Raw genomic sequence first — 23,245 nt, 5'->3', positions numbered from 1 at the left:
CTGATTGATCTAGTTCGGGGTTTGCTTCTCGGCACGGTACTGACGGATAAATTCGGCGCAGTTTTCGGCCGGTAGCGGCTTGCTGTAGTAGAACCCCTGGAGCTCATCGCAACCATGGGCGCGCAGAAATTCGACGTGCTGTGCCTCTTCGACCCCTTCAGCGATCACCTGCAGGTTCAGGCTCTGTCCCAAGCCGATCACGGCAACGGCGATGGCTTCATCGTCGGAGCATCGGCCGATATCAAACACGAACGATTTATCGATCTTGAGCTTATCGATCGGCAACCGCTTCAGGTAACCCAAAGAGGAGTAACCGGTACCGAAATCATCGATTGACAGTTTGATGCCCAGCAACTTGATCTCATTCAACCTGGCGATGGTGTTCTCCGGCTGGCTCATAATAAAGCTTTCGGTGATCTCAAATTCCAGCAGGGTCGGCTCGATTTCGGTCTCTTCCAGCACCTGCCGAATATCCTCCAGCAGGCTATCGGACATGATCTGCGGACCGGCCAAGTTAATGGACATGCGGATACCATCCATCCCTTCGCGGGACCAGCGCTGCAGTTGCTGACAGGCTTCACGAATGATCCAGCGCCCCATATCGATAATCAGACCGGTCTCTTCGGCAATACCGATAAATTTATCCGGAGGAACCATGCCCTGCTCCGGATGATGCCAGCGTATCAGGGCTTCAACCCCGACAATCTGGGATTCATCGATGCTCATCTGCGGCTGGTAGAACAGTTCAAACTCGTTACGCTGCAGACCATGGCGCAGATCGGCGGTCAGGTTAAGGCGCTCCTCCATCCCCTGGGACTGATCATGGCTGTAGACCGAGTATTGCTTACGCCCGTCCGACTTGGATTGGTACATGGCGATATCGGCATGCTTGATCAAGGTGGTCGCATCACCACCGTGCTCCGGATAGAAAGCGATACCGATACTGGCTGAGATATAGAGTTCCTGGCCCTGGATATTGTAAGTCGCTTCAAGACATTCGAGCATCTGATCGGCGGTCTTGAGGACGGCCTCACCATGACTGTTGTCATCGATCAGAATCACGAACTCATCGCCACCGATCCTCGCCACGGTATCCTGATGCCGCACCACCTGTTTCAACCGTTCCGCGACCTGAATCAGCAGCGAATCACCCACTGGATGGCCGAGGGTATCGTTGATCTGCTTGAAGTTATCGAGATCGCAGAACATCACCGCCAGCTGGGACTGCCGGTCTCGCGCCTGTTCGATGCGGCGGTGTAACTGCTGCTGCAGACTGCTTCGGTTGGGTAATTTGGTCAGCGAGTCGTGATTGGCCAGCCAACGCAGTTGGCGCTGAATCTTGACCTGCTCGGTCACATCCATCCCGATACTGAGGATACTGTGGGAACGATCGTTCTGGGTCAGCGACGAGTGAATCCAGGATAGCGTCCGCAGGTTGCCGTAGACATCAAAGCAGCGGGTTTCGTGGCGGAAGTGATGGCGCATGCCGGTGTAGAGCTCTTCCATCTGGGACACGCTGTCCTTGCTCAGCTCGCCGAACAGCTCATTGAAATCCCGAGTCTGCGATTGCCATTCGCTGTGGCCCAGCAGCTGCCGCCCAAAACGGTTAAGGCTCTTACAGCGACCTTGGGTATCTTGCACCAGAATGACCGCCTGGGCATTGTCGAGAAGCCCGGAGGCAAAATCCTTCTGCCGCGACAACTGCTGGCTGCTGCGCTCGAGTTTCAGGTTGCGCATCCGCATCTCGCGGTCAAGCCGCTCCAGCTCGTCCGCCAACTGTACGGTACTGCGGATCAGCAGGCTCAGCTCATCGTCGGACTCCTTGCCGAAGTCCTTCTGGTTTTCAAACTGATTACGAACATGGTCGAAGTCCCTCAATGCCAACGACGGCAGGGTCGTCGCCACCTGTCCCAGTTTTCGCATCGGCGCGTTCAGAAGACTGACGATCAGGAATCCGCTGGCAAACAACGCCCCAAGGGTGATGCCCAACTGGATAATGAAAGTTTTCTGGATATCGGCATAACCGCTGCTGACATCGGCGATCAGGACCCAGTAGGCCTGCTGGCGGTCGTCGAGCCCCTGCAGTGGGGTCAGCGAGACTTCGATACTGCGACCATCCTGCTGCAGCAGGTAGGAGCCGGGACCGTTGAAGCTCTGCTGCTGGGTCAGAGCCCGCAGCTGCGGCAGCACCCGCGAGATATTACTCATCGCGACGATATTGAGCTGCCAATTCGGCAGCGTCGCCGGTTCAACCACCTCATTCTTGATCAATACGCCGGTATCCCAGCCGGTGCGCTGCTGCGACTGCAGCACCACTTCCGCCAGCGACGTCGCCACCCCGAGACTGCCGGTTTCGGCACCGGAGAGCATCAACGGCACCGATGCCAGAGCACGACATCCCTCATCGCAGCTGAGACCAACCATCGGCTGCTCATCCTGAATCGCCTGCAGGTTCTGGTCACGCAATACCGGATTGTCGCTACCCCGGCTCAGCAGGACGCCCTGACTGGAGCTGTTGGCCTGCAACGACTCCAAGCCCCAGAGCACTTCAACGAAGGAGTAGTGGCGCTCCAGCTTCTGCTGCAACTGGGTAATGGTCAGCGCTTTGTCATCGGGCTGGATCAACAGGGTGAGGTATTCGAGTCGTTTGATCAGCTGCTGCTGTACCGCACGGATCTGGCGCTCGAGTTCCGCCACATTTTCACGGTGTTGCTTTTGACGCTCGCTCTCAAGCAGGTTCTCTTCGTGCAGATAAGAGATGCCGGACACCGCCAATCCCAGGGCAAACAGCACCCCGGTCATCAACAGCAGCAACTTCCACTTTAAGCTGAAAAAGCGTCTTTGCATGACGTCCCTACTTTGGCAGGCCTTAGCCTTCAGGCTGTAGCCAACACCGGCCGGCAGCGGCCTTCACGGCCACCGGCAGGCAGTCCTTTAAAAACGATACGCAGCCTGCACCAACAACATGTTCCAGCGTCGGCGCAACTCCGCATCTGGATTATCTTTCTTGGATAGCCAGGCGGTACCATCCACCCGATGTACCTCAGCTCGCAAGTCCCAGTTCTGGCTGGGCTGGTAACGCAATCCAAGGCTCCAATCCTGGGCAAACTGAAGGTGTGCCGGGCGACCTGTCAGCATATTGAAGGCGACCCCATCGCGGTCATCCTTATCCAACACCAGATCGTCATAGCGCACCATCGCCTGCCATTGATCGGTAAAGCGATAGTCAACCTGCAGGTAGTAAGCCTGCAGGGTCTTATGGTCCGGTAGAATTCCCAGGTTCTTCCAGCGGGTATCCACCAGCATCGCCTCGGCGGTAAAACTCAAGCGTTCACGGTTGTGCTGCAGGGACAGCACCGTCATCTCAACGTCCAACTCGCCCTTGGTCAGCGGATCACCCGCTGCGGGGTTGAACGGCAGATCGAGGTGAGCACGGGTTAATCCCATGCGCCAACGGCTTGCCTGGGGCTCGAACTGCAACCGAGCCAACGCCAACATGCTGTTGCCGAACTCGCCGTTCATTACGCCCCCGAGAAACAGCGCTTCGGTGTTCTCACCGGTCTGTAAGCGGCCATACTGCAGATCCAGCTGCCACTCCCCCAGACTGTTGCCTTGACGATAATAAAGCGCCACACCATCGGACGAGTGCTGCAGCTCCCGAACCTGATCAAAATAGATCGACTGCGGCAGTATCAAGCCCGGTCGGGTAAAGGCCATGTCCCGGGTTTCATTGAAGAAACCCAGTGCATTCTTGATCCGTCCGACGCGGACTCCCGCCTGCCGTTGCAGCTGCTGTACAGCAAAGATATCGGCAAACAGATAATCAACCTGAGGGTCTCCATCACTGATTTTTCCGGCTCGACGGGATAACAGCTGGCCGCTTAGCTTCAAACGGGGATCGAGTTGGATAAAACCGTTTACCCCCAGTTCACGGAAATCAAAGGTACCACCCGAGCCACTGGAATCTCCGTAGAAGGAGTTGTGATCGCTGGTCACCCAGCCCTGCGACAGAAATCCACCGACATCCCAGCGAAATTCGGCCCGCGCCGTATTGGGGAGCGACAACAGCAGCAGCTGAAGCAAACCCAGCACGGCATAAGTGTTGTAGTGTCGGCGCAATTTCTGCGCTGCCAAACCCGCTGCCATCGCTAATCGTCCTCGATTTGATTTATGGCTGTTGTACAAGTGACACCCCCTTTGGATCCAATTCAAGGGGCAAATAACCGATCGCACCGGCAGTCGTCTGTAATCGTTGCAACATCTCTTGCTCATCCGCTACCTGTACCGGTGCTTCACCGGTACCGGAAAAGACCGCCCGATCCCAGGCTTGGCGTAATTGATAGGGGAATAGTCCCAGTACCGACTTACTGAAGCGACGGTGCAAAGGATGTTTATCGGGAAGAACAAAGACCTGGATACGCTGACCATTCGGCCAGATCGTGGAGCGCATACCGAAGATTGAGCGCAGTAGATCACTCGACAGCTGTACCGAAGGCACATCGGTGTGCGTGTAAACAGCGATCGAAGGTCCGGCCGGCTTCTCTGCCGCGACTGAAAAACTCCATACACAACAGAGCAATAGCCAGCACAACCATTTACCCAACTGACCGTTCGGCCGAAAACTCAGGTGTGGTCTACGCATTATCTGCAAGTCCCTAGCGATGATATGACTCCCTTTGGACCACTCCGACGTCTAGGTCGACAGGCCTGATCAGGTACTACTCGGCAATTTTAAAGCGGTCGTTTTAAACGGATGAAACAGACGCGCGAATTTTCGGTGCCGATGCCGATTTAAAGAAACACTAGGCTAAATTACAAGTAAGCACTTGTCACTACTATAAAAGCCTTAAGCACCCCAATCATAGGTTGAGTTTAGCTTCCCTGCGGATCGGTGCCCAAAAAACCACCAGTTTGATGGGCCCAAAGCTGGGCATAGATGCCCTTATTGTTGACCAGCTCCTGATGGGTACCCTGTTCGACGATCCGCCCCTGATCCAGCACGATCAGGCGATCCATCGCCGCGATCGTGGAGAGACGGTGGGCGATGGCGATGACCGTTTTACCCTGCATCAACTGCTGCAGGCTGTGTTGAATAGCGGCTTCGACTTCCGAATCCAGCGCTGACGTTGCCTCATCCAGCACCAGAATCGGCGCATCCTTGAGCAGCGCCCGCGCAATCGCGATACGCTGCCGCTGGCCGCCGGACAGTTTGACCCCGCGCTCGCCCACTTGGGCATCGTAGCCCTGGTTGCCCTTAGGGTCGGCCAACTGTTGGATAAACCCGTGCGCCTCCGCCTTAACGGCCGCGTCGATCAATGCCTGTTCGCTGGCATCGGGGCGACCGTAGAGAATATTCTCCCGCACCGAGCGGTGCAGTAGCGCCGTATCCTGAGTCACCATCCCGATCTGTGCCCTTAGGGTTTCCTGCTGCACCGCGCTGATATCCTGACCATCAATCCGGATTTTTCCGCCCTCAAGGTCGTAGAATCGCAGCAGAAGATTCACAAGGGTCGATTTTCCAGCGCCCGAACGACCAACCAAGCCCACCTTCTCTCCCGGACGTATGTTCAGATTCAGTTGCTCGATCACGCCTTCACCCTTGCCGTAGTGGAAGCGGATCTGGTCAAAATCGATCTGGCCACTGGAAACCTTCAGCGCCGGTGCCCCGGGCCGGTCCTGCACCTCCCGCGGTTGCGCCAGAGTCGCCATGCCGTCGGCCACGGTGCCGATATGCTCGAACAGCATACTGACCTCCCACATGATCCACTGCGACATACCGTTTAGCCGCAAAGCCAGGCTCACGGCAATCGCGATCGCCCCGATGCTGACCGCCTCGATCGACCAGAGCCAGATCGAAATCACCGAGATAACAAACGCCAGCAGGTAGTTGCTGATCTGGACCCCGACATTGATACCGGTCGCCAGCCGCATCTGCCGGTAAACCGTATCCATAAACTCTTCCATCCCCTCCTGGGCGTAGTCGGCCTCCTGACGGGTGTGGGCAAACAGTTTGACGGTGGCGATATTGGTGTAGCTGTCCACTACCCTGCCGGTCATGGTGGAACGGGCATCGGCCTGCTCGGTGGCGACCCGTTTCAACTTCGGAATGTAGTAAAGCTGCAGTCCGATATAACCCACCAGCCAGATCAGCATCGGCAACATCAGCCGATAATCCGCTTGCGCCAGCAGCACCAACATGGACAGCAAATAGACCAGCACATACATCAGCACATTGAGCAGCTTCATCACCGCCTCGCGCACCGACAGCGCCGTCTGCATCACTTTGGTGGCCAGGCGTCCGGCAAAGTCGTCCTGATAAAAGGAGACGCTCTGCCCCAGCAGGTATCGGTGGGCCAGCCACCGTACCGCCATCGGATAATTTCCCAGTAACGCCTGATGAACGAAGGCCGAGTGCAGAAACACCAGCGCCGGTATAACCAACAGCACCAGCAGCGCCATCCCCAGCAGCCGCAACCCCTCCTGCTCGAACAGGGTCTGCGGATCCCGCTCACCCAACCAATCGACCAGTTGGCCCATAAAGCCGAACAGCGACACTTCGAGGATCGCCAGCGTGGCGGTAAGCAGCGTCATCCACAGCAGCGAACGTTCCATCCCCCGGGTATAGTGACGACAAAAGGCATAGATATCGCGCGGTGGCTGACCGGGTTCCTCGGGAGGAAACGGCTGCGTCAGGCGCTCAAAAAAAGCCAGCATGGAACACTCCAGAATAGGATCGAAGCACCGGGCCATGACAGACCGGTGTTGAAGAAAAAGAAAAACGACGCCCTGCTAGGGACGGTTTCGCCGCAGCCAGACCGGCAGCACACACACCAGCCCCGCCAACAAACCGACCAGGTGGGCGGTATTGGCGATAGCCCCAAACCCCAGCTTTTCGATCACTCCGCTGACGCCCAGGACCAACCAGATCAACATAAAGGTCATCAACGCCGGCGGCATACCGAAGCCGGGACCGAGCCTGAGTCGGTCGGACAGCCAGGTGTAACCCATCAAACCGAAGATCACCCCGGACAAACCACCGAATAGCGGTCCGGTCATCAAAAACTGGGCCGCATTGGAGATGACCCCGATAAACAGAGTCAGCCACAATAACAAAATTGAGCCACGGGTCAGTTCGATTCGTCGTCCCAGCTCCCAGGTCCAGAGTAGATTAAAGACCAGATGGAGCAGACTAAAATGGATAAAGATTGGCGTCACAAATCGCCACCACTCTCCCACTCTGATGAGCGTTGAAAAGCTTTGCGGTATGTAAGATTGACCTTGAAGCTCAAAATTGACGAAGCTGAACCAACGTAATAGCTCATACTGACTACCAAACCCAGTCAGCAATGTTAGCGCCAAGCTGAAACCGATCAGTACCAGCGTGATTGGCAATCGCCACCAGGGGATGGAAGTCCGCTTCGAGGTTTGATTGGCCGACTCTTCCAGCACCTCGCCCCGCTGCCAACGATTAAATTGCTCCATCACATAGTCGGCATCGGCCGGATCGGCCAACCACAGCTGCTGCTGACCCTGAAGATGAGTAATGCGATGCCGGATTCGCTGACGCCACAGGAAGGCGGCAAAAGGCCCCAAATCGATATCAGGCGGCAGCTCAAAGAGTTGTATCATCGGTTTTCGTCCGTTTATTCCGCCAGATCCCTCGGGTCGACATCGACCCAGACAAACTTATCGGCGCTCAGGGCTTGCTCGTTATCCATCCGATAAGCCACCAGGCGTCCGGCTTTCACCGCACTGTAGTCTAAGCAGGCGATATTGGGGGTAATCGGAGCCGGAATACCCTGGCGCCAGTAATGACCAATAAAGAGTGGCGGCTGTTCCGGCCCGTAGTGGAGTAATTTTTCGCGCTCGGTTTCGGTTAACGGCAGGCAGGCCAGATGTTCGGGCAACGGATCGGGCTGAAATACCACATCGCCATGGCGCTGCGGGTTGCGACTCCAGAAGTTGGTCCGGTAGACATAACGCCGAAAGCCCTCGGCACTCTCCATCACCGCATCGTTGGGCAAGCGAAGGTAGGTTCCGCGCAGCAGTCGATCTGCAACCAGCCACTCGAAACTGTCCCGCTCGACGGTCCGGTGCAGAAAATCGTCGTCGCTGAGATCCTGAACCTGCAGCTGTTTCAGGCGCTGAATCAGGTTTTCATCCCAACAGGCGTGAACGACCCTGAAATGCTCCATCTCCAGATAGAGCGGTATCCGCCGAAACCAGCGCAGATGATCCTGCCACTCTTGGGCATAGGGTTCCATCTGCTCCAGCGTCTCGCGTAGCATGCGTTGATTACGCGGACTGTGATCACGTAGATACTGGTGTTTGGAGCCCGGCCGCGCCGGCTCGTTATAGGCGATACAGTTGTATTCGTGGTTACCGAGTACGATCTGGGCCGCCCCCTGCGCGACCATCTCGCGCACCAGTAGCAGGGCTTCACGCACTCCGGTTCCGCGGTCGACGATATCACCGATAAAAATCGCCTGGCGCTGCGGGTGACGATAACAGCCACCGCGGCACTGGTACCCCAGCCGCTGCAGCAGTTGCTTTAGCGTCCGGGCACAACCGTGCACATCACCAATCAGATCGTATCCGCTGAAATCCACCGTCGTCCGCCGTACTCCGCCTCCGTTATTCGCCTCAGTTACTCACCCAGCTTCGAACCCCAGCCCAGCTTGGAGCGGCAGGATTCGTAATAGTTGTAACAGAGTGGATGGATCAGATGCAGCGGGTGGGGTTTCTTACGCACACTGATCTCATCGCCGGGCAGGCAGGGGATCTGGTGCTGGCCGTCACAACTGATAAACGGGTGGGTATCGTTGCGCTCGGCCACCACGATCTTGAGTTCCGCATTGCCGTCGATCACGATCGGCCGACTGCTCAGCGTGTGCGGGAAGATCGGCACCAGCACCAAGGCATCCAGCTTGGGGTGCATAATCGGACCGCCGCCGGATAACGCGTAGGCGGTAGAGCCGGTCGGAGTCGACACGATCAAGCCATCCGAGCGCTGAGAATAAACAAACTGATCGTCGATATAGAGTTCAAACCGGATCATCCGGGCTGCTTGGTTGGGGTGCAGGATAATATCGTTGAGCGCCTCGCCGAAGCCGATCTTTTCACCGTCACGGAACACCTCCGCTTCGATCAGAAAGCGCTGCTCGCTGTGATAATGCCCATCCAGCACCTCGCCCACTTTCTGTTCAATCTCATCGGGGGCGATATCGGTCAGAAAGCCCAGGTTGCCCCGATTAATCCCCAACACCGGAACGCCGGAGTGTGCCAGCTGACGGGCCGCGCCCAACAGACTGCCGTCGCCACCGACCACGATGACCAGATCACAATGCTGCCCCATCATTTTGACGGTGCTGTGCTTCATCTCCCGAGCCGGAACCAGGTCGGCGATACGATCATCGACAAACACCTCCAGCCCCCGTCCCTGCAGGAACGGCACCAGATGTTCCAGCGACTGGATAACCGGGGTACTGCCCTGGCGGCCTACCAGACCGATATTTCTGAAGTTTTCCATCAGGTTAACAGCTCTCTTTGGCTCTACTGCTCCACCAACAATCGATAGAGGCCGATGCGGCATTATAGGGCTGAATGCGGCACTGCCGCGACACCTTGATGATCGAAATTGGAAAATGCGCAGAAACCCAGGGTGCGGGAGGACTTAGCCGAAACTAGCGATAGAACAACAGGATCGAAATTTGGAGAGAGAAGAGAAATGGCGGAACGGACGGGACTCGAACCCGCGACCCCCGGCGTGACAGGCCGGTATTCTAACCAACTGAACTACCGCTCCGCAGCGGAATTGACTCCAGCCATCTTAGGCCAGGTCAATAAAGTGGTGGGCGTGGACAGGCTCGAACTGCCGACATCCACCTTGTAAGGGTGGCGCTCTCCCAACTGAGCTACACGCCCACTAACGTGGTACCTGTGTTCGCTTATTTTATCAAAGTCAGGCTTTGATAAAGTGGCGGAACGGACGGGACTCGAACCCGCGACCCCCGGCGTGACAGGCCGGTATTCTAACCAACTGAACTACCGCTCCGCAGCGATATACCACCAACGACCAGGTCGTCGGTTTTGATTGCAGCCACAACCGAGGTTGTGGTGGGCGTGGACAGGCTCGAACTGCCGACATCCACCTTGTAAGGGTGGCGCTCTCCCAACTGAGCTACACGCCCTGCAATCACTCAAATTTAGCCTCCCGAGTCAGGAGTACTCCCTATTTGAGGAGCAGCCATGCTAATCGAAGTGGCGGAACGGACGGGACTCGAACCCGCGACCCCCGGCGTGACAGGCCGGTATTCTAACCAACTGAACTACCGCTCCATTGTGCTTCGATAAGCTTCCGATTCGTGGTGGGCGTGGACAGGCTCGAACTGCCGACATCCACCTTGTAAGGGTGGCGCTCTCCCAACTGAGCTACACGCCCCGAATCAGGAGCTGCGAATTCTACGCCTTTTGAACCGGCTGTCAAACCTAATTTCTAAAAAAATTCAGGTTTTTAGAAATTAGTGAAAAAACGGATAAAAAGCGATCAAATCAACGACTTTTTGTTCAAAAAGCAAACACGCCGGTGGTCAAAAAACGTCTCGATAAATCTGCTCGAGGGGATTTTCCCCTGCCCCGCCGCTTTCTATAATTCAAAAGTCATTTGTATTTTTTCAGGTTCCTCTTTGACTACACCAGCCTCCAACTCAGAAAACCCAACAACAGCAACCGACTCCACGCTGGAACAAGCCCTGGATCGATTCATCGAAGCCAGCATCGCCAGCTGGTCCGAACTGCCTCAGATGGAGTTTGATCCGCAGTGGCCATCTCCCTGTTATCAGGACCAGGCCGACCAGGCGGTTCCGGTGTCTTGGAAACCGGTCCGCCAACAGCAACGCAGCGATATGTTTGAACGCTTGCAACAGGCACTGGAAGAACCGATTCACCCATCGATCAAGAGCTACTACCTCAGCTACTGGTCCGATCCGCTGCCGGCACACTCAGCCCAGGGCGAACTCGATCTTCTGTTTGCCTGGAGCGAAGAGGATCTGGAGCGTCTGCGAGCCAATCTTATCGGCCATGCGCTGGGACGGCGTCGCTTGAAACAACCCCTGAGTCTGTTCTTCGGCTGTACCAAACCGGAGGAGTATGTCCTGGCGGTAGACAACCAGAGCGGCGCGGTAGTGTTGGAACAGCCGGGCCGCAAGGGCAGTGATCGGATCGCCGACTCGTTGGCGACGTTTATCCAACAACTGCGGCCCGGAAGCTTTCAATAGGTTGCAGACTGGTCAGGCGCCCAACGCTCCCCTAAACTTTGTCGAAGTCATACTAAGAACAGCGACTTAATCATTAATTATCGAATGGAAGCCCACCTATGCCCACGCTGAAGCCCGCGACAAAATTCCTGCTCGGACTCACCGCCCTTCTAACCCTGGCCGGTTGCGCCCAGAGCCCCCAGCAGGTCCGCCTGGATCCGGTCATCAGCGTCAATACCGTCGTTGAAAACCAACCGACGGTTCATTTGAGCATCACCGACAAACGCCCCAGCCAGAGCCTGGGTACCCGCGGGGGCGTCTATCGTGATTCCAACCACATCACGCTGGCGCAGCCCATCAGCCGAAGCCTTCGTCCAACCGCCGAAGCCGCCTTGACCGAAATGGGAATCCGCGTCGATCAGCCCAGCCCCCAACCGGTGCAGTTGAACCTGATCGTCGAGGAGCTGAGCTATAAGGTGGCCGACACCCAGACGCTGCCGCTGGAGATCACGCTACGCGCACAGATCGCCGCCATCGCCGACAAAAACGGCAGTCAGCAGGCCTCCCGCTACGAATCCACCAAGGTTCATAAGTTCTTCAAGGCCCCGAACGAAGCCACCAATGCCGAGATCATCAATCAGATCATGTCCGAGACCCTGACCCGGCTATTCAACGACCCCCGCCTGATCGACTTCCTCCGTCGCTGATTCAACAGCCGCACTGCCGGCGGCCGGCATCCCCGGCCGCCGCCCCCTTAATTGGTCTTATAGCCGGGAATCCGGAGCAACAGTCCCGGTCAGAATTGTTATAGTGCCTGAGTCACGTTCAGAACAACGATAACAATCAACGAGTACCTGGATGAGCAGTCCCATCTCCAATCTGCGCAAGTTCGTCTCGCCGGAAATCATCTTCGGCGCCGGTGCCCGCAAAACCGTCGGCAATTTCGCCCGCACCTTCGGCGCCAACCGCGTCCTGATCGTCTCCGACCCCGGGGTGCTGGCCGCCGGCTGGGTCGCCGATGTCGAAGCCAGCCTGCGTGAACTGGATATCGATTACCGTCTGTTCACCGATGTCAGCCCCAACCCGCGAAGCGAAGAGGTGATGCGAGGCGCCGAACGCTACCTGAGTGAAAACTGCAATGTCATCGTCGCCATCGGTGGCGGCAGCCCGATGGACTGTGCCAAAGGGATCGGTATCGTCAGTGCCAACCGCGGCCATATCCTCAGTTTCGAAGGGGTCGACCAGATCCACGCACCGATCCCACCCTTGATCTTTATACCGACCACCGCCGGCACGTCGGCGGACGTATCCCAGTTCGCGATCATCTCCGACCAGCAGAGCCGCAATAAGATCTCGATCATCAGTAAGGCGGTGGTGCCGGATGTCTCACTGATCGATCCGGAAACCACGGTGACGATGGACCCGTTCCTGACCGCCTGCACCGGGGTCGACGCCCTGGTTCACGCCATCGAGGCCTTTGTCTCCACCGCCAGCGGGCCGTTGACCGATATGCACGCGCTGGAGGCGATCAAACTGGTATCGGATAATTTACCGGCCTTGGTAGCCAATCCAAATGACCTGGTACTGCGCGAACAGGTGATGCTGGGCAGCATGAAGGCGGGATTGGCCTTCTCCAATGCGATACTCGGCGCAGTCCATGCCATGTCGCACAGCCTGGGCGGTTACCTCGACCTGCCCCACGGGCTGTGCAACTCGATCCTGCTCGAGCACGTGATCGACTTCAATTACAACTCGGCCGAAGACAAGTTCAAGGTGGTGGCCGACACCCTCGGCATCGATACCCGTGGTATGCCGTCGACCCGGATTCGGCGCGAACTGATTCAGCGGGTCAGCACCCTGAAGAGCGATGTCGGACTCACTCAACGGCTCAAGGAGGCGGGCGTCAGCAGCAGCGACATCCCGATGCTGTCCCACAAAGCGATCAAAGATCCGTGCATCCTGACCAACCCCCGAAAATCCAATAAGCGTGATGTTGAGGTGGTGTATGAGGAAGCGCTCTAGCAGCGTCCCGGCACCGGCCGACGGCTTCAATCCGACCGAACTGGAGCGCCCGAGTACCGCCGCTGAGCGCGACGTCGACGGCGAAATCAAACAGGGTGACGAAGCGCTGCTGCAAAATCTAATCGGTTTGGGGGATTTCTCGTCACGCAAGAGCTACTACCCCGAGCTTCTGGGCAAGATCGACGAGATTGAACGGGAAAAAGAGCGTTACGAGTGGTTATTTGAAAACGCCCTGCACGGGATCTTCCAGGCCCGCATTGACGGCCAGGTAACCGCCGCCAACCCGGCCATCGCCAGAATCTGCGGTTACTCCTCGGCGGCCGAGTTCGAGCAGATCAACCATATCGGCGAGCAGCTGTTCGCCATCCCGCAGGACTACCTCAACCTGATCAAGCTACTGCGCCGTCACGGCCAACGGGTCGGATTCGAAACCCAGCTGCTGACCGCCGAGGGCAACAAGGTCCATATCTCCACCAACGTGCTGCTCAAGGACCCGCAAAGAGGTCTGATAGAGGCCTTTGTCCAGGATATTACCGAACGTAAACGAGCCCAGGCCGAACTCAACCGTCTCAACGCGGAACTAGAACAACGCGTCAGCGAGCGAACCCGCGAACTGAGCGAGCTCAATCAGCATCTGCGCCAGGAGATCCAGGAGCGGACGCTGATCGAACAGCAGCTGCAGCAGGCCAAAGCCGAAGCCGAAGCCGCCAACCGCTCCAAGGATAAATACCTGGCCGCCGCCAGTCATGACCTGCTGCAACCGCTTAATGCGGCGCGGCTGTTAGTGTCGACGCTGCAGGGCCGCGAGCACGATGACGATAATCGCCAACTGGTAGAGCGGGCCCACGTGGCGCTGGAAGGGGCCGAGTCACTGCTTGGAGACCTGCTCGATATCGCCCGTCTCGACGCCAACGCGGTCAGTGCCGATCCGAGCCACTTCTGCGTCGAGCAACTGCTGCAACAGCTGTACACCGAATTTGAACCCGTAGCCCGAGAGGCCGGGCTGGAGCTGAGGCTCGTGCCCTGCCGCAGCTGGATCTACTCCGACGCCCGGCTGCTGAGCCGGATTCTTAGAAACTTTCTCAGCAATGCGATCCGTTATACCGACAGCGGCGCCATCTTGCTCGGTTGTCGGCGACGGTTAACCGGCACCAACCCACCGGGGATCGAGTTGCTGGTCTGTGATACCGGGCCGGGAATCCCAGCCGATCGTCTGCATGAGATCTATCAGGAGTTTCACCAGCTCGACAACGCCACCAGCGGCCAGGGTGTCGGCCTGGGCCTGGCAATCGTGGATCGAATCGCCAGCATTCTGGATCACCCGATTCGGGTACGCTCACAACCTGGTCGGGGTTGCTGTTTTTCCGTCCAGGCGCCTCTGGGACACGTCAGCGAGCCCCAGATGATCACGGGGCTGGCACCCGCGGTTGCCGTCGGCGGTGATCTAGAGCAATTGTCGGTATTGGTTATCGAAAATGAGGAATCGATCCAGATCGGAATGGTCGCACTACTGCAGCAATGGGGTTGTCAGGTTAGCTGCGCTGCCGACGGACAACAGGCCCTGGAATGCCTGCAACAGCATGCTCCGGCAGTGATTCTGGCGGACTACCATCTGGACAACGAACTCACCGGACTCGACGTCCTGGATGAGCTGTACCTTTGGTGCGACCAGCAGCAACAACCGCGACCGACGGCGCTGATGATCACCGCCGATCGCAGTATCGAGTTACGCCAACTGCTTCAGCAGCGCGGCTTACAGCGCCTCAATAAGCCGATCAAACCCGGCAAGCTTCGGGCCCTGATGAGCCACCTGTTAAGCCGCTAATTCAACCCTCGCGAGATCAACTGTTGCCGCCGGAATGCCCTTTAGTATCGGCAGCCGGTGCGGATGTTTGCGGCGGTGTCGCAGGCTGATGCACCGAACCGCGGGTAAAGGAGTAATAACAGGCCGCCAAGGCCGCCAACCCGGACAGCGCCAGCGAGGTTTTCACCACCCACAGCAACTGCGGATATTGTTCCGGTTCGATCGCCACTTCACCGATCGACCAGGAGATCAGCATCATCACCAGCGCCGTACCGACCAGATTTCCGAGGGTGCGGGACAGGCTCAACATCGCCGATGCGATCCCCATCCGGCTGCGGGGTACCGCCCCCATCACCGCGCTGTTGTTTGGCGTGGAGAACAGTCCGAAACCCAATCCCAATATTGCCAGCGCGATCACGATAAACAGTTTGCTGGTATCCATCTGCAACCAGATCAACAGTCCGAATCCGAACGCGAAGCACAGACAGCCGAGGGTCGAAATGATACGTGCTTCAAACCGGTCCGACAGCCGCCCGGCCAACGGAGCCAGCACCATCATCACCAGCGTCTCGATCAGGATTAACTGCCCCGCCTCGCTGGGCGACATACTCTGGATATACTGCAGATAGAGGCTCAGCAGAAACACGATCGGAAAATTGGCGCCGTACATGAACAGACTGGCTTTGATCGAACGCCGCAACAGTCGATTCTGGCGCAACACCTGCAGCCGTATCAGTGGATACTCGACCCGGTTCTGGTGGCGGATAAACCACCATAGCAGCGCCCCTCCCAGGCCAACCAGGGCAATTGATTCCGGCTCCGGCAAACCGGAAATGCCAAGAAAGGCGGCACTGACCCAGGCGGCGAACAACAGGCTGCCAACCCAGTCGAGCCGCTCGGGGGTCTCACTCTTCCATTCACCTTTGAGGAACAGCGCCACCAGCAGCAACGCCAATACCGTTAACGGGATCGGCATCCAGAACACACTGCGCCAGCCGTAGAGTTCGGTCAGCCAGCCGCCGATCAACGGCCCCGCGGTCAGCCCCAGATAGACCGAAGAGGCGGCAAAGCCCAGAGCCTGGCCGCGAGCCTTGGGCGGAAATACCGAGCCAACCACCGCCAAGCCGCTGCCGAACACCATCGAGCTGCTCAACCCCTGCATCACCCGTAGCCCCAGCAGCGCCTCGATACTTCCGACCGTAAAGATCAGCAGCGACGAGATCGAGAACAGCGTTACCCCGACCAGGTAAACCCGCTTACGCCCTACGATATCTGCCACCCGTCCGGCCGGCAGCATCAATACGATACTGCCCCACAGCAGCGCGGTCGGAATCCAGCTCACCATCACCGCACTGGCCTGAAGCTGATCAGCGATCGCCGGAATCGCAATACTGGCAGCCGACAGCGTCAGCGAGGTCACCATCAATGACAGACAGACACTGATCAACGCCAGCCAGCGTGCCTTGGGATCTTGCGCATAGTCAGGCCCAGGTCGACCACGAGCCATGGCCGGGGGAATGGAAGAGGAGGGCGTCGAGACGGGGGTATCGGCACCCGCCGAAGATTGCTGCATGGATAAACTCAAAACGGGAATATTGGAAGATGGACGAGCGTCAGCACTCGGTATTATCGCTAAAATGCCAAACCTGATAGACCGACCAGCGCAAGGTATCACTCCAGTAGTCGGGCGCCAAGCCCGCCTTGGCTTTTAGCCTCGCCACAAAGTCATCCGATTGCGGCAACTGTTCCCACACCTGGGGCAGAAAAGTCGCCCGATGAAGCTCCGATTCCAGCTTCAGCCCGTCAATCCCCGGACGTAACTGCTGCAGTAATTCGGCCTCTGATTCCACCCGCAGCGGTTGCAGGGGTGACAACAGCGAAATCTCAATGGAAATGCCTGCTAACTCATCGGCGCGCATCGGTGAAAAGCGAGGGTCGTGGAAGGCGGCCTGCCTGGCATAGTAAGCCACGGCATCGGCCAGGGTCCGCTCATCGTCCAGAGTTCCGATGCAGCCCCGCAGTTGATGATCATCGCGCTGATGCAGCGTCACAAAGCAGGCTACCGGTCGATTCCAGGGTGGTGTATTGAGGTCGGCTGAATCCGGCAGGATCTCGCTGGCTAAGCTGGCAGCATCGGCGGTTGCGGCTCTTTCAGGCCCTGACGAATCCCATCGAGAGCGGATAGCAGCGCGGGCCATCATCAGCAGCTGTTGTTGCTGTTGCCGGCTTAGCGCCTGAGGCCAATCAGTGGACGGCAAAGGCACCATAACCGACCACCCGTTGCCGATCTCCGGCGGTATCGCCGGAATTTCGCAGATCCAGCAGTTCAATCTTTAGCTGTCGACGACGCCCCAGCTCCATCAAACCATTGAGCCCATAACAGCCGCACGCCTGCTCACCACTGAGCTCACCCTCCAGGCGACAGAGCTGTGCTGACGTCTCGCGGTCTCGCTGTTGGGCATGGGCATAGTCCAGGTAGTGGCTCAGATCGGAGCTGAATAACAGCAACGTACCGGCTCGCCCCCAGAACTGTTCCAGCAGATCCGCCACCAACGCTGCCGGGGTTCGCCCGACCACCAGCGGCAGGATACGGAACTCACCGAGTAGCTGTTGCAGAAAGGGCAGCTGGACCTCCAGACAATGTTCTTCAAAGTGAGCTTCATCGTTAAAGCTGACCCCGGGCAACCGAGCCAGCTCCGCCGCGCCTTCCCGGTCTAGCGGCAGCCTTCCCAACGGCGTCTCAAAATACGCGGCGCCGCTCAGTGCAACCCCTTGCAATGGCACCCGGTGTGCCGGTCCCAGCAGCACAACCTGCTGAATTTCGTCCGCCAGAGTCGTCAGCAGATTGTAGGCCGTTGCGGCTATCGGCCCCGAATAGACCAACCCGGCATGGGGCACAATCAGGGCGCTCAAACGACTGTCCTGCTGCACGGAGGAGTCGGCCGGAACCGGATTCTGCTGCAGATGAGTCGCCACCTGTTGATGTAACCGGCTCGGCTCGGCGGGATAAAACAGGCCGGCCACGGCCGCCGCGCGGGTTGTGCCGGGTCGATTTCGGCTGGAGCGGGTCTCAGAAGATTCGGAGTCCATGGTTAAGTACCCCGTAGGCAGGTGAACGACTGGTTACGCAGCTCAGGGCTAGTTACGTAGCTCCAAGCTGCTTAAATGGGTCTGCTTATAGGGTAGCCCATCGGCACAGGGATGATGCGGGTCAAGGATCCACTGAATCCTAACGCCAAACGCACCCATCCTGCGGGTTTCAGTGCCAAGGATAAGCACTATAATGGAACATCGACTCCCGACGGCAACCTAACGGAATAGGCAGCCCTGCAGAGCCACTTGGCAGCTACGCGGCAAAGCGGGATCGACCATCCGATGGTCGAATCGTCGTACAACAATTGGTCTTGTCATCCTTCTACAACGAATCAGCACCTATAATATGGAACAGAGATATCAGTGCGAAATATGCGACTACGTCTACGACCCTGCCGTCGGTTGCCCGGATGAAGGCATTCCGCCGGGAACGGCCTGGGAAGATATTCCGGATGACTGGGTCTGCCCGGAATGTGGCGCCCCAAAGTCGCTGTTTAGCCCCGAGTAGCAAGGACGCTCATGAGCCAAACCCGCGATTTGACCAACGTCGCCGCCAACGAACTGCAAGTGGGTATGTACGTGGTATTGCCCAGCAGCTGGATGGATCATCCGTTTCTACGCAATCAGTTTCAGATTAAAGATTCAGACCAACTGAAAAAACTGCAAGATTGTGGCTTTGACAAGGTTCGCGTGGATCTGGAACGCAGCCGGCTGCCTAAAGCACCCCAGGTCGAACAAAGTGAAGAACCGACGCCGCAGGATCCCAAGCTCAGCGACGACCTGCCGCAGTGGAATCCGGAGACGTTGGTACCCGAGCAGCTGCTGGAGTCACTTCACGATAAAAAGATGCCGCCGGAAAAGCGCTCCCAAGCGGTTTACAGCCATTCTCGGGAGCTGATGAACCGGCTGCTGGAATCCCCCACAGCCGAGAACCTGAAGGCCTCGAAACAGGCGATCAGCTCGGTGACCGACCTGATCCTCAGCGATGATGCCACGGCGATCAACATGCTGCGGATCACCGATCACGACTTCTATACCTATACCCATTCGGTCAATGTCGGCGTCACCAGTATCATGGTGGCCAAGGCCCTGTTCGGCCAGTCCGACCAGCATGACATGCATGAGCTGGGGGCCGGATTCTTTCTTCACGACCTGGGCAAGGTCAATATCCGCCAGGAGGTGATCAACAAGCCCGGTCGACTCGACGATGCCGAGATGCGCCATATGCGAAGCCACCCCTACCAGGGCTTCAAGCTGTTGGAAAAGACCGGCGAGTTGACCGAAGAGAGCCGGATCATCATCCTGCAGCACCATGAGCGTGCCGACGGCAGCGGCTATCCGAAGCAACTGCATGATCGTGAAATTCATATCTACGGCAAGATCTGCTGTATCGCCGATGTTTTTGATGCGCTAACCGCCGAGCGCTCGTACAAGAAAGCGATGCCGCCGTTCGAGGCCCTGAAACTGATGAAGTCGCAGATGTCCGACCATTTCAACAAAGAGCTGTTCGAGAAATTTGTGAAATTGATGGGTGGCATTCCCCGCTAGTCGCCACCCCTGAGATCCAACCTACCTATACTTGCAGTGAGCCCACGGGATCACTGCAATGAGTACCGAGCTAACTAGCTATCCAACCCACTACTGGCATCAGCTCGACGATGGTCGGGTACAGTGCGATCTGTGCCCTCGCTACTGCAAGTTACGCGATGGCCAGCGTGGCCTCTGCTTTGTGCGGGGCTGCAAAAACCAGCAGATCAAACTCTATACCTGGGGCCGCTCCAGCGGTTTCTGCATCGACCCGATCGAGAAAAAACCGCTCAACCATTTTTTGCCCGGCACCCCGGTGCTCTCCTTCGGCACTGCCGGCTGCAACCTGACCTGCAAATTCTGCCAGAACTGGGACATGAGCAAGTCACGCCAGATGGATACCCTGGCCGATCGGGCCAACCCCAGATCGCTGGCTGAAACCGCCGAACGCTACGGCTGCCGCTCGGTGGCTTTCACCTACAACGACCCGGTGATCTTTATGGAATATGCGCTGGATGTCGCCGCCGCCTGTCATGAGCGCGACATCCGGACCGTGGCCGTCAGCGCCGGCTACATTTGTCCCGAGCCCCGGGTTGAGTTCTACCAAGCGATGGACGCGGCCAATATCGACCTGAAGGGCTTTAGTGAGCGCTTCTATCGCAAACTCTGCGGTGCCGAATTACAGCCGGTACTGGAAACCCTGCAATACCTGCGCTGGGAAACCGATGTCTGGTTTGAGATCACCACCTTGCTGATTCCCGATCAAAATGACAGCGACGCCGAACTCGAGGCGCAGTGCCGCTGGATTGTCGAGCAACTCGGTCCCGATGTGCCGCTGCATTTCAGCGCCTTCCATCCGGATTTCAAAATGCTGGATACCCCGCCCACTCCACCAGCCACCCTGACCCGGGCCCGCGAGATCGGCCTTGCCTGCGGCCTCCATTACGTTTACACCGGCAATGTTCACGATCGCCAGGGCGGCAGTACCTTCTGCCCCGGTTGCGGCGCACTACTAATCGAACGGGACTGGTATCAGCTCGGTCACTGGGGACTCAACGGACGGGGGGGATGCCGTGACTGCGGTCGGACCATCGCCGGACGCTTCGAAGCGGACCCCGGGCATTGGGGCGCTCAGCGACAACCGGTCAGAATCTGTAACCGCGCGGATTAACGCTCTTCCTCCCAGCTGACTTCCCTGAATGACGCCCTGTATCCATGGATGCTGACCAGCAAGCCGCTGCAGCATCGCCAGCTGAATCCATCGCGGACCCAGTTGAAAGCCGGTTGCCGGTGTCGCCTTATCCACCGGTTCCCTACCCCGCAACGCCGTTCTATACTCAGGGGCAACCAATCCGATGGGATAGAGATTTCAGATGAAAAAGCTCAAGCACGAGAATGAGTTACTTAAGGAAGCGATCCGGGTCGGTGGCCTCTACTTGAAGAAGCGTGGTGCCGGAGAATTTGAAGCCACTGACGGTGCCGATCTGAAGGTGACTGCGATCTACAAGCTGCTGGTCCATGACAACCTGATCCAGCCGCTGGCTAAGGATCAGGTCGATCTCCCCCACATGCGTCACAAGTTGGCCCTGTGGATCTCCCGTAACCTGCCCGACAACCATCCTCTTCTGCAGGAATAATCGGTTTCAATAATGAGTTCATCCATGACCAGGGCGAGAACGACGTCATGCCAACACTGATTATCGGCAACAAGAACTATTCATCCTGGTCGCTGCGCCCCTGGCTGGTACTACGGCATCTGGGGCTGGATTTTGAAGAGGTCCGCCTGTCACTGGGCAGCCCGGACTTTCATAGAGAACTCAAGCGCTACAGCCAGGCCGGAAGGGTACCGGTTTATCAGGACGATCAAGGCAGCATCTGGGATAGCCTGGCGATCTGTGAATTTCTGGCGGAACGCAACCCGCTGCTATGGCCTGATGAGCCCTATCAGCGAGCCCTGGCACGGGCCTACGTCTGTGAGATGCACAGCGGCTTCACCGCCCTGCGCGCTGAACTGCCGATGAACTGTCGTGCCCTCCAACGCCAGATCGAACCCAGTCAGGCGGCGCTGGCCGATATCGCTCGGATTGAGCAGATCTGGCAGCAATGTATCGAACACCACGCCCAGGAAGGCCCCTGGCTGTTCGGCCGCTTCGGGATTATTGACGCCTTCTTCGCCCCGGTGGCCATCCGCTTTAACGGCTACCAACTGAGCCTGGCCCACAACAGCCGTGAGTACGTGAAATTGCAGCTCTCCAATCCGTTGCTGCAGGAGTGGATCGCCGCCGGTCAGGCCGAGCCGGAAGTTATCCTACGCGAAGAGGTCGGTGCCTGAACCGACCTCGATCCCGTGCTGAAGACGCTAAACGCTGATCAGGTCTCGCTTACCGAGTGAGGGGCTGCCGCCACCGCTAACGGAGCTTCAGTCTCCAATCCCGCCGTCTGCGGCGAGACCAGGTGCAGCGTCTGGGTCGGGTAGGCTATCTCGGCACGATGCTGTTCGACCAGGTCGATAATCCGCAGCATCACATCTTCTTTGATTCCGTGGTACTCCACCCAGTTGGTGGTCTTGGTGAAGCAGTAGATAAAGAAGTCCAGCGAACTAGGCGCGAAGGCGTTCAAATTGACGATCAGTGTCTGCCCGGTATCAATATCCGGATGCTCGCGCAACATCTGTCGAACCGCGTCGACCACCTGCTTGACCTGGGCCGCATCGTCATAGCGGATACCGATTGTTTCGTAAATGCGCCGATTGGTCATCCGCGACGGGTTCTCCACCGAAATATTGGCGAAGGTGGAGTTGGGCACATAGAGCGGACGCTTATCGAAGGTGCGGATACGGGTCTGACGCCAGCCGATATATTCCACCGTTCCCTCAATCTCCTGGTCTGGTGAACGAACCCAATCCCCCACCGCGAAGGGGCGATCCAGGTAGATCATCAAGCCACCGAAGAAGTTGGCCAGCAGATCCTTGGCGGCAAAACCCACCGCGATACCACCGATACCACCGAAGGCCAGCACCCCCGAGATGCTGTAGCCCAACGACTGCAGCACCACCAGCACCGCAGTGATGATCACCGAGGCCCGCAACAGTTTGCTCACCGCGTGGGCGGTGGTTTGATCCATCGGTTTTTTCGACCGTTCCGGGTCAATCAGGCCCTGCTCAAAGCCGCGTACCAACCGCAACAGGAACCAGGCCAACAATGCGATCACGATCACATCCCTGGCCGGCTCAAACATCACCAACAGCGTTGTCTGGGTTCGCTCGTCGATAATCTGCGCAGCCCAGCCCAGGCCCACTACCCAGATCATAAAGGTGGCCGGTCGACGGATCGCATTGAGCAGAACGTCATCCCAAATATTTCGGGTTTGCTCCAGCTTAGTGGCCAAGCGGGCAAATACCCGGCTCAGAAAGAAGCTGGCCAGCAGGGTGACAAAAACAACGATAAAGACTTCGATAATCCAGAACCGCTCCGGAGTATGCAGCCCAAGCTGGTCCCAAAACGCCTTTAGTTCGATCTCCATTTCGACTCCTTACTCAAGGGAT

At 57.7% G+C, this 23,245-nt stretch carries 20 protein-coding genes and 6 tRNA genes; 9 read left to right on the top strand and 17 right to left on the bottom strand.

Annotation, left to right across the window (positions count from 1 at the left end; genetic code table 11):
* Nucleotides 1-9: 9 nt before the first annotated feature.
* The 13 genes from ACO05M_RS09750 to ACO05M_RS09690 form a co-directional block, all read right to left on the bottom strand.
* On the bottom strand, nt 10-2,847 hold the full coding sequence (locus ACO05M_RS09750; RefSeq protein ID WP_421861927.1) for an EAL domain-containing protein: 2,838 nt from the start codon (nt 2,845-2,847) through the stop codon (nt 10-12).
* Between the two features lie 87 nt (nt 2,848-2,934).
* A complete protein-coding gene (locus ACO05M_RS09745; protein ID WP_421861925.1) occupies nt 2,935-4,146 on the bottom strand; it encodes a TonB-dependent receptor domain-containing protein in 1,212 nt (403 codons plus the stop codon).
* A gap of 22 nt (nt 4,147-4,168) precedes the next feature.
* A complete protein-coding gene (locus tag ACO05M_RS09740) occupies nt 4,169-4,642 on the bottom strand; it encodes a hypothetical protein (RefSeq protein WP_421861923.1) in 474 nt (157 codons plus the stop codon).
* 230 nt (nt 4,643-4,872) lie between these two features.
* On the bottom strand, nt 4,873-6,714 hold the full coding sequence (locus ACO05M_RS09735; RefSeq protein ID WP_421861922.1) for an ABC transporter ATP-binding protein: 1,842 nt from the start codon (nt 6,712-6,714) through the stop codon (nt 4,873-4,875).
* A 75-nt stretch (nt 6,715-6,789) separates the two neighbouring features.
* On the bottom strand, nt 6,790-7,629 hold the full coding sequence (locus ACO05M_RS09730) for a rhomboid family intramembrane serine protease (RefSeq protein WP_421861921.1): 840 nt from the start codon (nt 7,627-7,629) through the stop codon (nt 6,790-6,792).
* Nucleotides 7,630-7,643: 14 nt separating this feature from the next.
* Complete coding sequence (locus tag ACO05M_RS09725) at nt 7,644-8,609, bottom strand: metallophosphoesterase (RefSeq protein ID WP_421861919.1); 966 nt, start codon at nt 8,607-8,609, stop codon at nt 7,644-7,646.
* Nucleotides 8,610-8,647: 38 nt separating this feature from the next.
* Complete coding sequence (locus ACO05M_RS09720) at nt 8,648-9,529, bottom strand: NAD(+) kinase (protein ID WP_421861917.1); 882 nt, start codon at nt 9,527-9,529, stop codon at nt 8,648-8,650.
* A 199-nt stretch (nt 9,530-9,728) separates the two neighbouring features.
* A tRNA-Asp gene (locus ACO05M_RS09715) sits at nt 9,729-9,805 on the bottom strand.
* A 43-nt stretch (nt 9,806-9,848) separates the two neighbouring features.
* Nucleotides 9,849-9,924: transfer RNA gene (locus tag ACO05M_RS09710), tRNA-Val, on the bottom strand.
* A gap of 53 nt (nt 9,925-9,977) precedes the next feature.
* Nucleotides 9,978-10,054, bottom strand: a tRNA-Asp gene (locus ACO05M_RS09705).
* A 60-nt stretch (nt 10,055-10,114) separates the two neighbouring features.
* Nucleotides 10,115-10,190 (bottom strand) — tRNA-Val (locus ACO05M_RS09700).
* 71 nt (nt 10,191-10,261) lie between these two features.
* A tRNA-Asp gene (locus tag ACO05M_RS09695) sits at nt 10,262-10,338 on the bottom strand.
* 27 nt (nt 10,339-10,365) lie between these two features.
* Nucleotides 10,366-10,441: transfer RNA gene (locus ACO05M_RS09690), tRNA-Val, on the bottom strand.
* Between the two features lie 244 nt (nt 10,442-10,685).
* Here ACO05M_RS09690 and syd point away from each other — a divergent pair.
* The 4 genes from syd (at nt 10,686) to ACO05M_RS09670 (ending at nt 15,102) form a co-directional block, all read left to right on the top strand.
* Nucleotides 10,686-11,276, top strand: coding sequence for a SecY-interacting protein (syd, locus tag ACO05M_RS09685; RefSeq protein WP_421861915.1), 591 nt, complete (start codon nt 10,686-10,688; stop codon nt 11,274-11,276).
* Between the two features lie 98 nt (nt 11,277-11,374).
* Nucleotides 11,375-11,962: a YajG family lipoprotein gene (locus tag ACO05M_RS09680; protein ID WP_421861913.1), complete on the top strand. Its 588-nt coding sequence runs from the start codon at nt 11,375-11,377 to the stop codon at nt 11,960-11,962.
* A 151-nt stretch (nt 11,963-12,113) separates the two neighbouring features.
* A complete protein-coding gene (gene ercA / locus ACO05M_RS09675) occupies nt 12,114-13,277 on the top strand; it encodes an alcohol dehydrogenase-like regulatory protein ErcA (RefSeq protein WP_421861911.1) in 1,164 nt (387 codons plus the stop codon).
* Complete coding sequence (locus ACO05M_RS09670) at nt 13,261-15,102, top strand: PAS domain-containing hybrid sensor histidine kinase/response regulator (RefSeq protein WP_421861909.1); 1,842 nt, start codon at nt 13,261-13,263, stop codon at nt 15,100-15,102. Before ercA ends, ACO05M_RS09670 begins: the two co-directional genes overlap by 17 nt.
* A gap of 16 nt (nt 15,103-15,118) precedes the next feature.
* Here the strand turns inward: ACO05M_RS09670 and ACO05M_RS09665 are convergent, their stop codons facing one another.
* The 3 genes from ACO05M_RS09665 to amrB are packed head-to-tail and all read right to left on the bottom strand — an operon-like array spanning nt 15,119 to nt 18,171.
* A complete protein-coding gene (locus ACO05M_RS09665; RefSeq protein ID WP_421861907.1) occupies nt 15,119-16,654 on the bottom strand; it encodes an MFS transporter in 1,536 nt (511 codons plus the stop codon).
* A gap of 40 nt (nt 16,655-16,694) precedes the next feature.
* Nucleotides 16,695-17,348, bottom strand: a complete 654-nt coding sequence (gene amrA, locus ACO05M_RS09660) for an AmmeMemoRadiSam system protein A (protein ID WP_421861905.1) — start codon at nt 17,346-17,348, stop codon at nt 16,695-16,697.
* Nucleotides 17,326-18,171 carry an AmmeMemoRadiSam system protein B gene (gene amrB / locus ACO05M_RS09655; RefSeq protein WP_421861903.1) on the bottom strand — a complete coding sequence of 282 codons (846 nt, stop codon included), beginning with the start codon at nt 18,169-18,171 and terminating at the stop codon, nt 17,326-17,328. Before amrB ends, amrA begins: the two co-directional genes overlap by 23 nt.
* 349 nt (nt 18,172-18,520) lie before the next feature.
* Here amrB and ACO05M_RS09650 point away from each other — a divergent pair, with 349 nt between their 5' ends.
* The 5 genes from ACO05M_RS09650 to ACO05M_RS09630 all read left to right on the top strand — a co-directional run bounded on the left by ACO05M_RS09650 (nt 18,521) and on the right by ACO05M_RS09630 (nt 22,033).
* Nucleotides 18,521-18,682: a rubredoxin gene (locus tag ACO05M_RS09650; RefSeq protein ID WP_421861901.1), complete on the top strand. Its 162-nt coding sequence runs from the start codon at nt 18,521-18,523 to the stop codon at nt 18,680-18,682.
* An 11-nt stretch (nt 18,683-18,693) separates the two neighbouring features.
* Nucleotides 18,694-19,722, top strand: coding sequence for an HD-GYP domain-containing protein (locus tag ACO05M_RS09645; RefSeq protein ID WP_421861899.1), 1,029 nt, complete (start codon nt 18,694-18,696; stop codon nt 19,720-19,722).
* Between the two features lie 58 nt (nt 19,723-19,780).
* Nucleotides 19,781-20,872, top strand: a complete 1,092-nt coding sequence (gene amrS / locus ACO05M_RS09640; RefSeq protein WP_421861897.1) for an AmmeMemoRadiSam system radical SAM enzyme — start codon at nt 19,781-19,783, stop codon at nt 20,870-20,872.
* Nucleotides 20,873-21,074: 202 nt separating this feature from the next.
* Complete coding sequence (locus ACO05M_RS09635) at nt 21,075-21,338, top strand: DUF5062 family protein (protein WP_421861895.1); 264 nt, start codon at nt 21,075-21,077, stop codon at nt 21,336-21,338.
* Nucleotides 21,339-21,385: 47 nt separating this feature from the next.
* Complete coding sequence (locus ACO05M_RS09630) at nt 21,386-22,033, top strand: glutathione S-transferase family protein (RefSeq protein ID WP_421861893.1); 648 nt, start codon at nt 21,386-21,388, stop codon at nt 22,031-22,033.
* Between the two features lie 38 nt (nt 22,034-22,071).
* Here ACO05M_RS09630 and ACO05M_RS09625 read toward each other — a convergent pair whose 3' ends face one another.
* On the bottom strand, nt 22,072-23,223 hold the full coding sequence (locus ACO05M_RS09625) for a mechanosensitive ion channel family protein (RefSeq protein WP_421861891.1): 1,152 nt from the start codon (nt 23,221-23,223) through the stop codon (nt 22,072-22,074).
* Between the last annotated feature and the right edge of the window lie 22 nt (nt 23,224-23,245).

It is taken from the genome of Motiliproteus sp. (assembly GCF_965230735.1).
Lineage (GTDB): Bacteria > Pseudomonadota > Gammaproteobacteria > Pseudomonadales > Balneatricaceae > Motiliproteus.
This window is presented reverse-complemented; position numbering and strand designations above follow the sequence as displayed.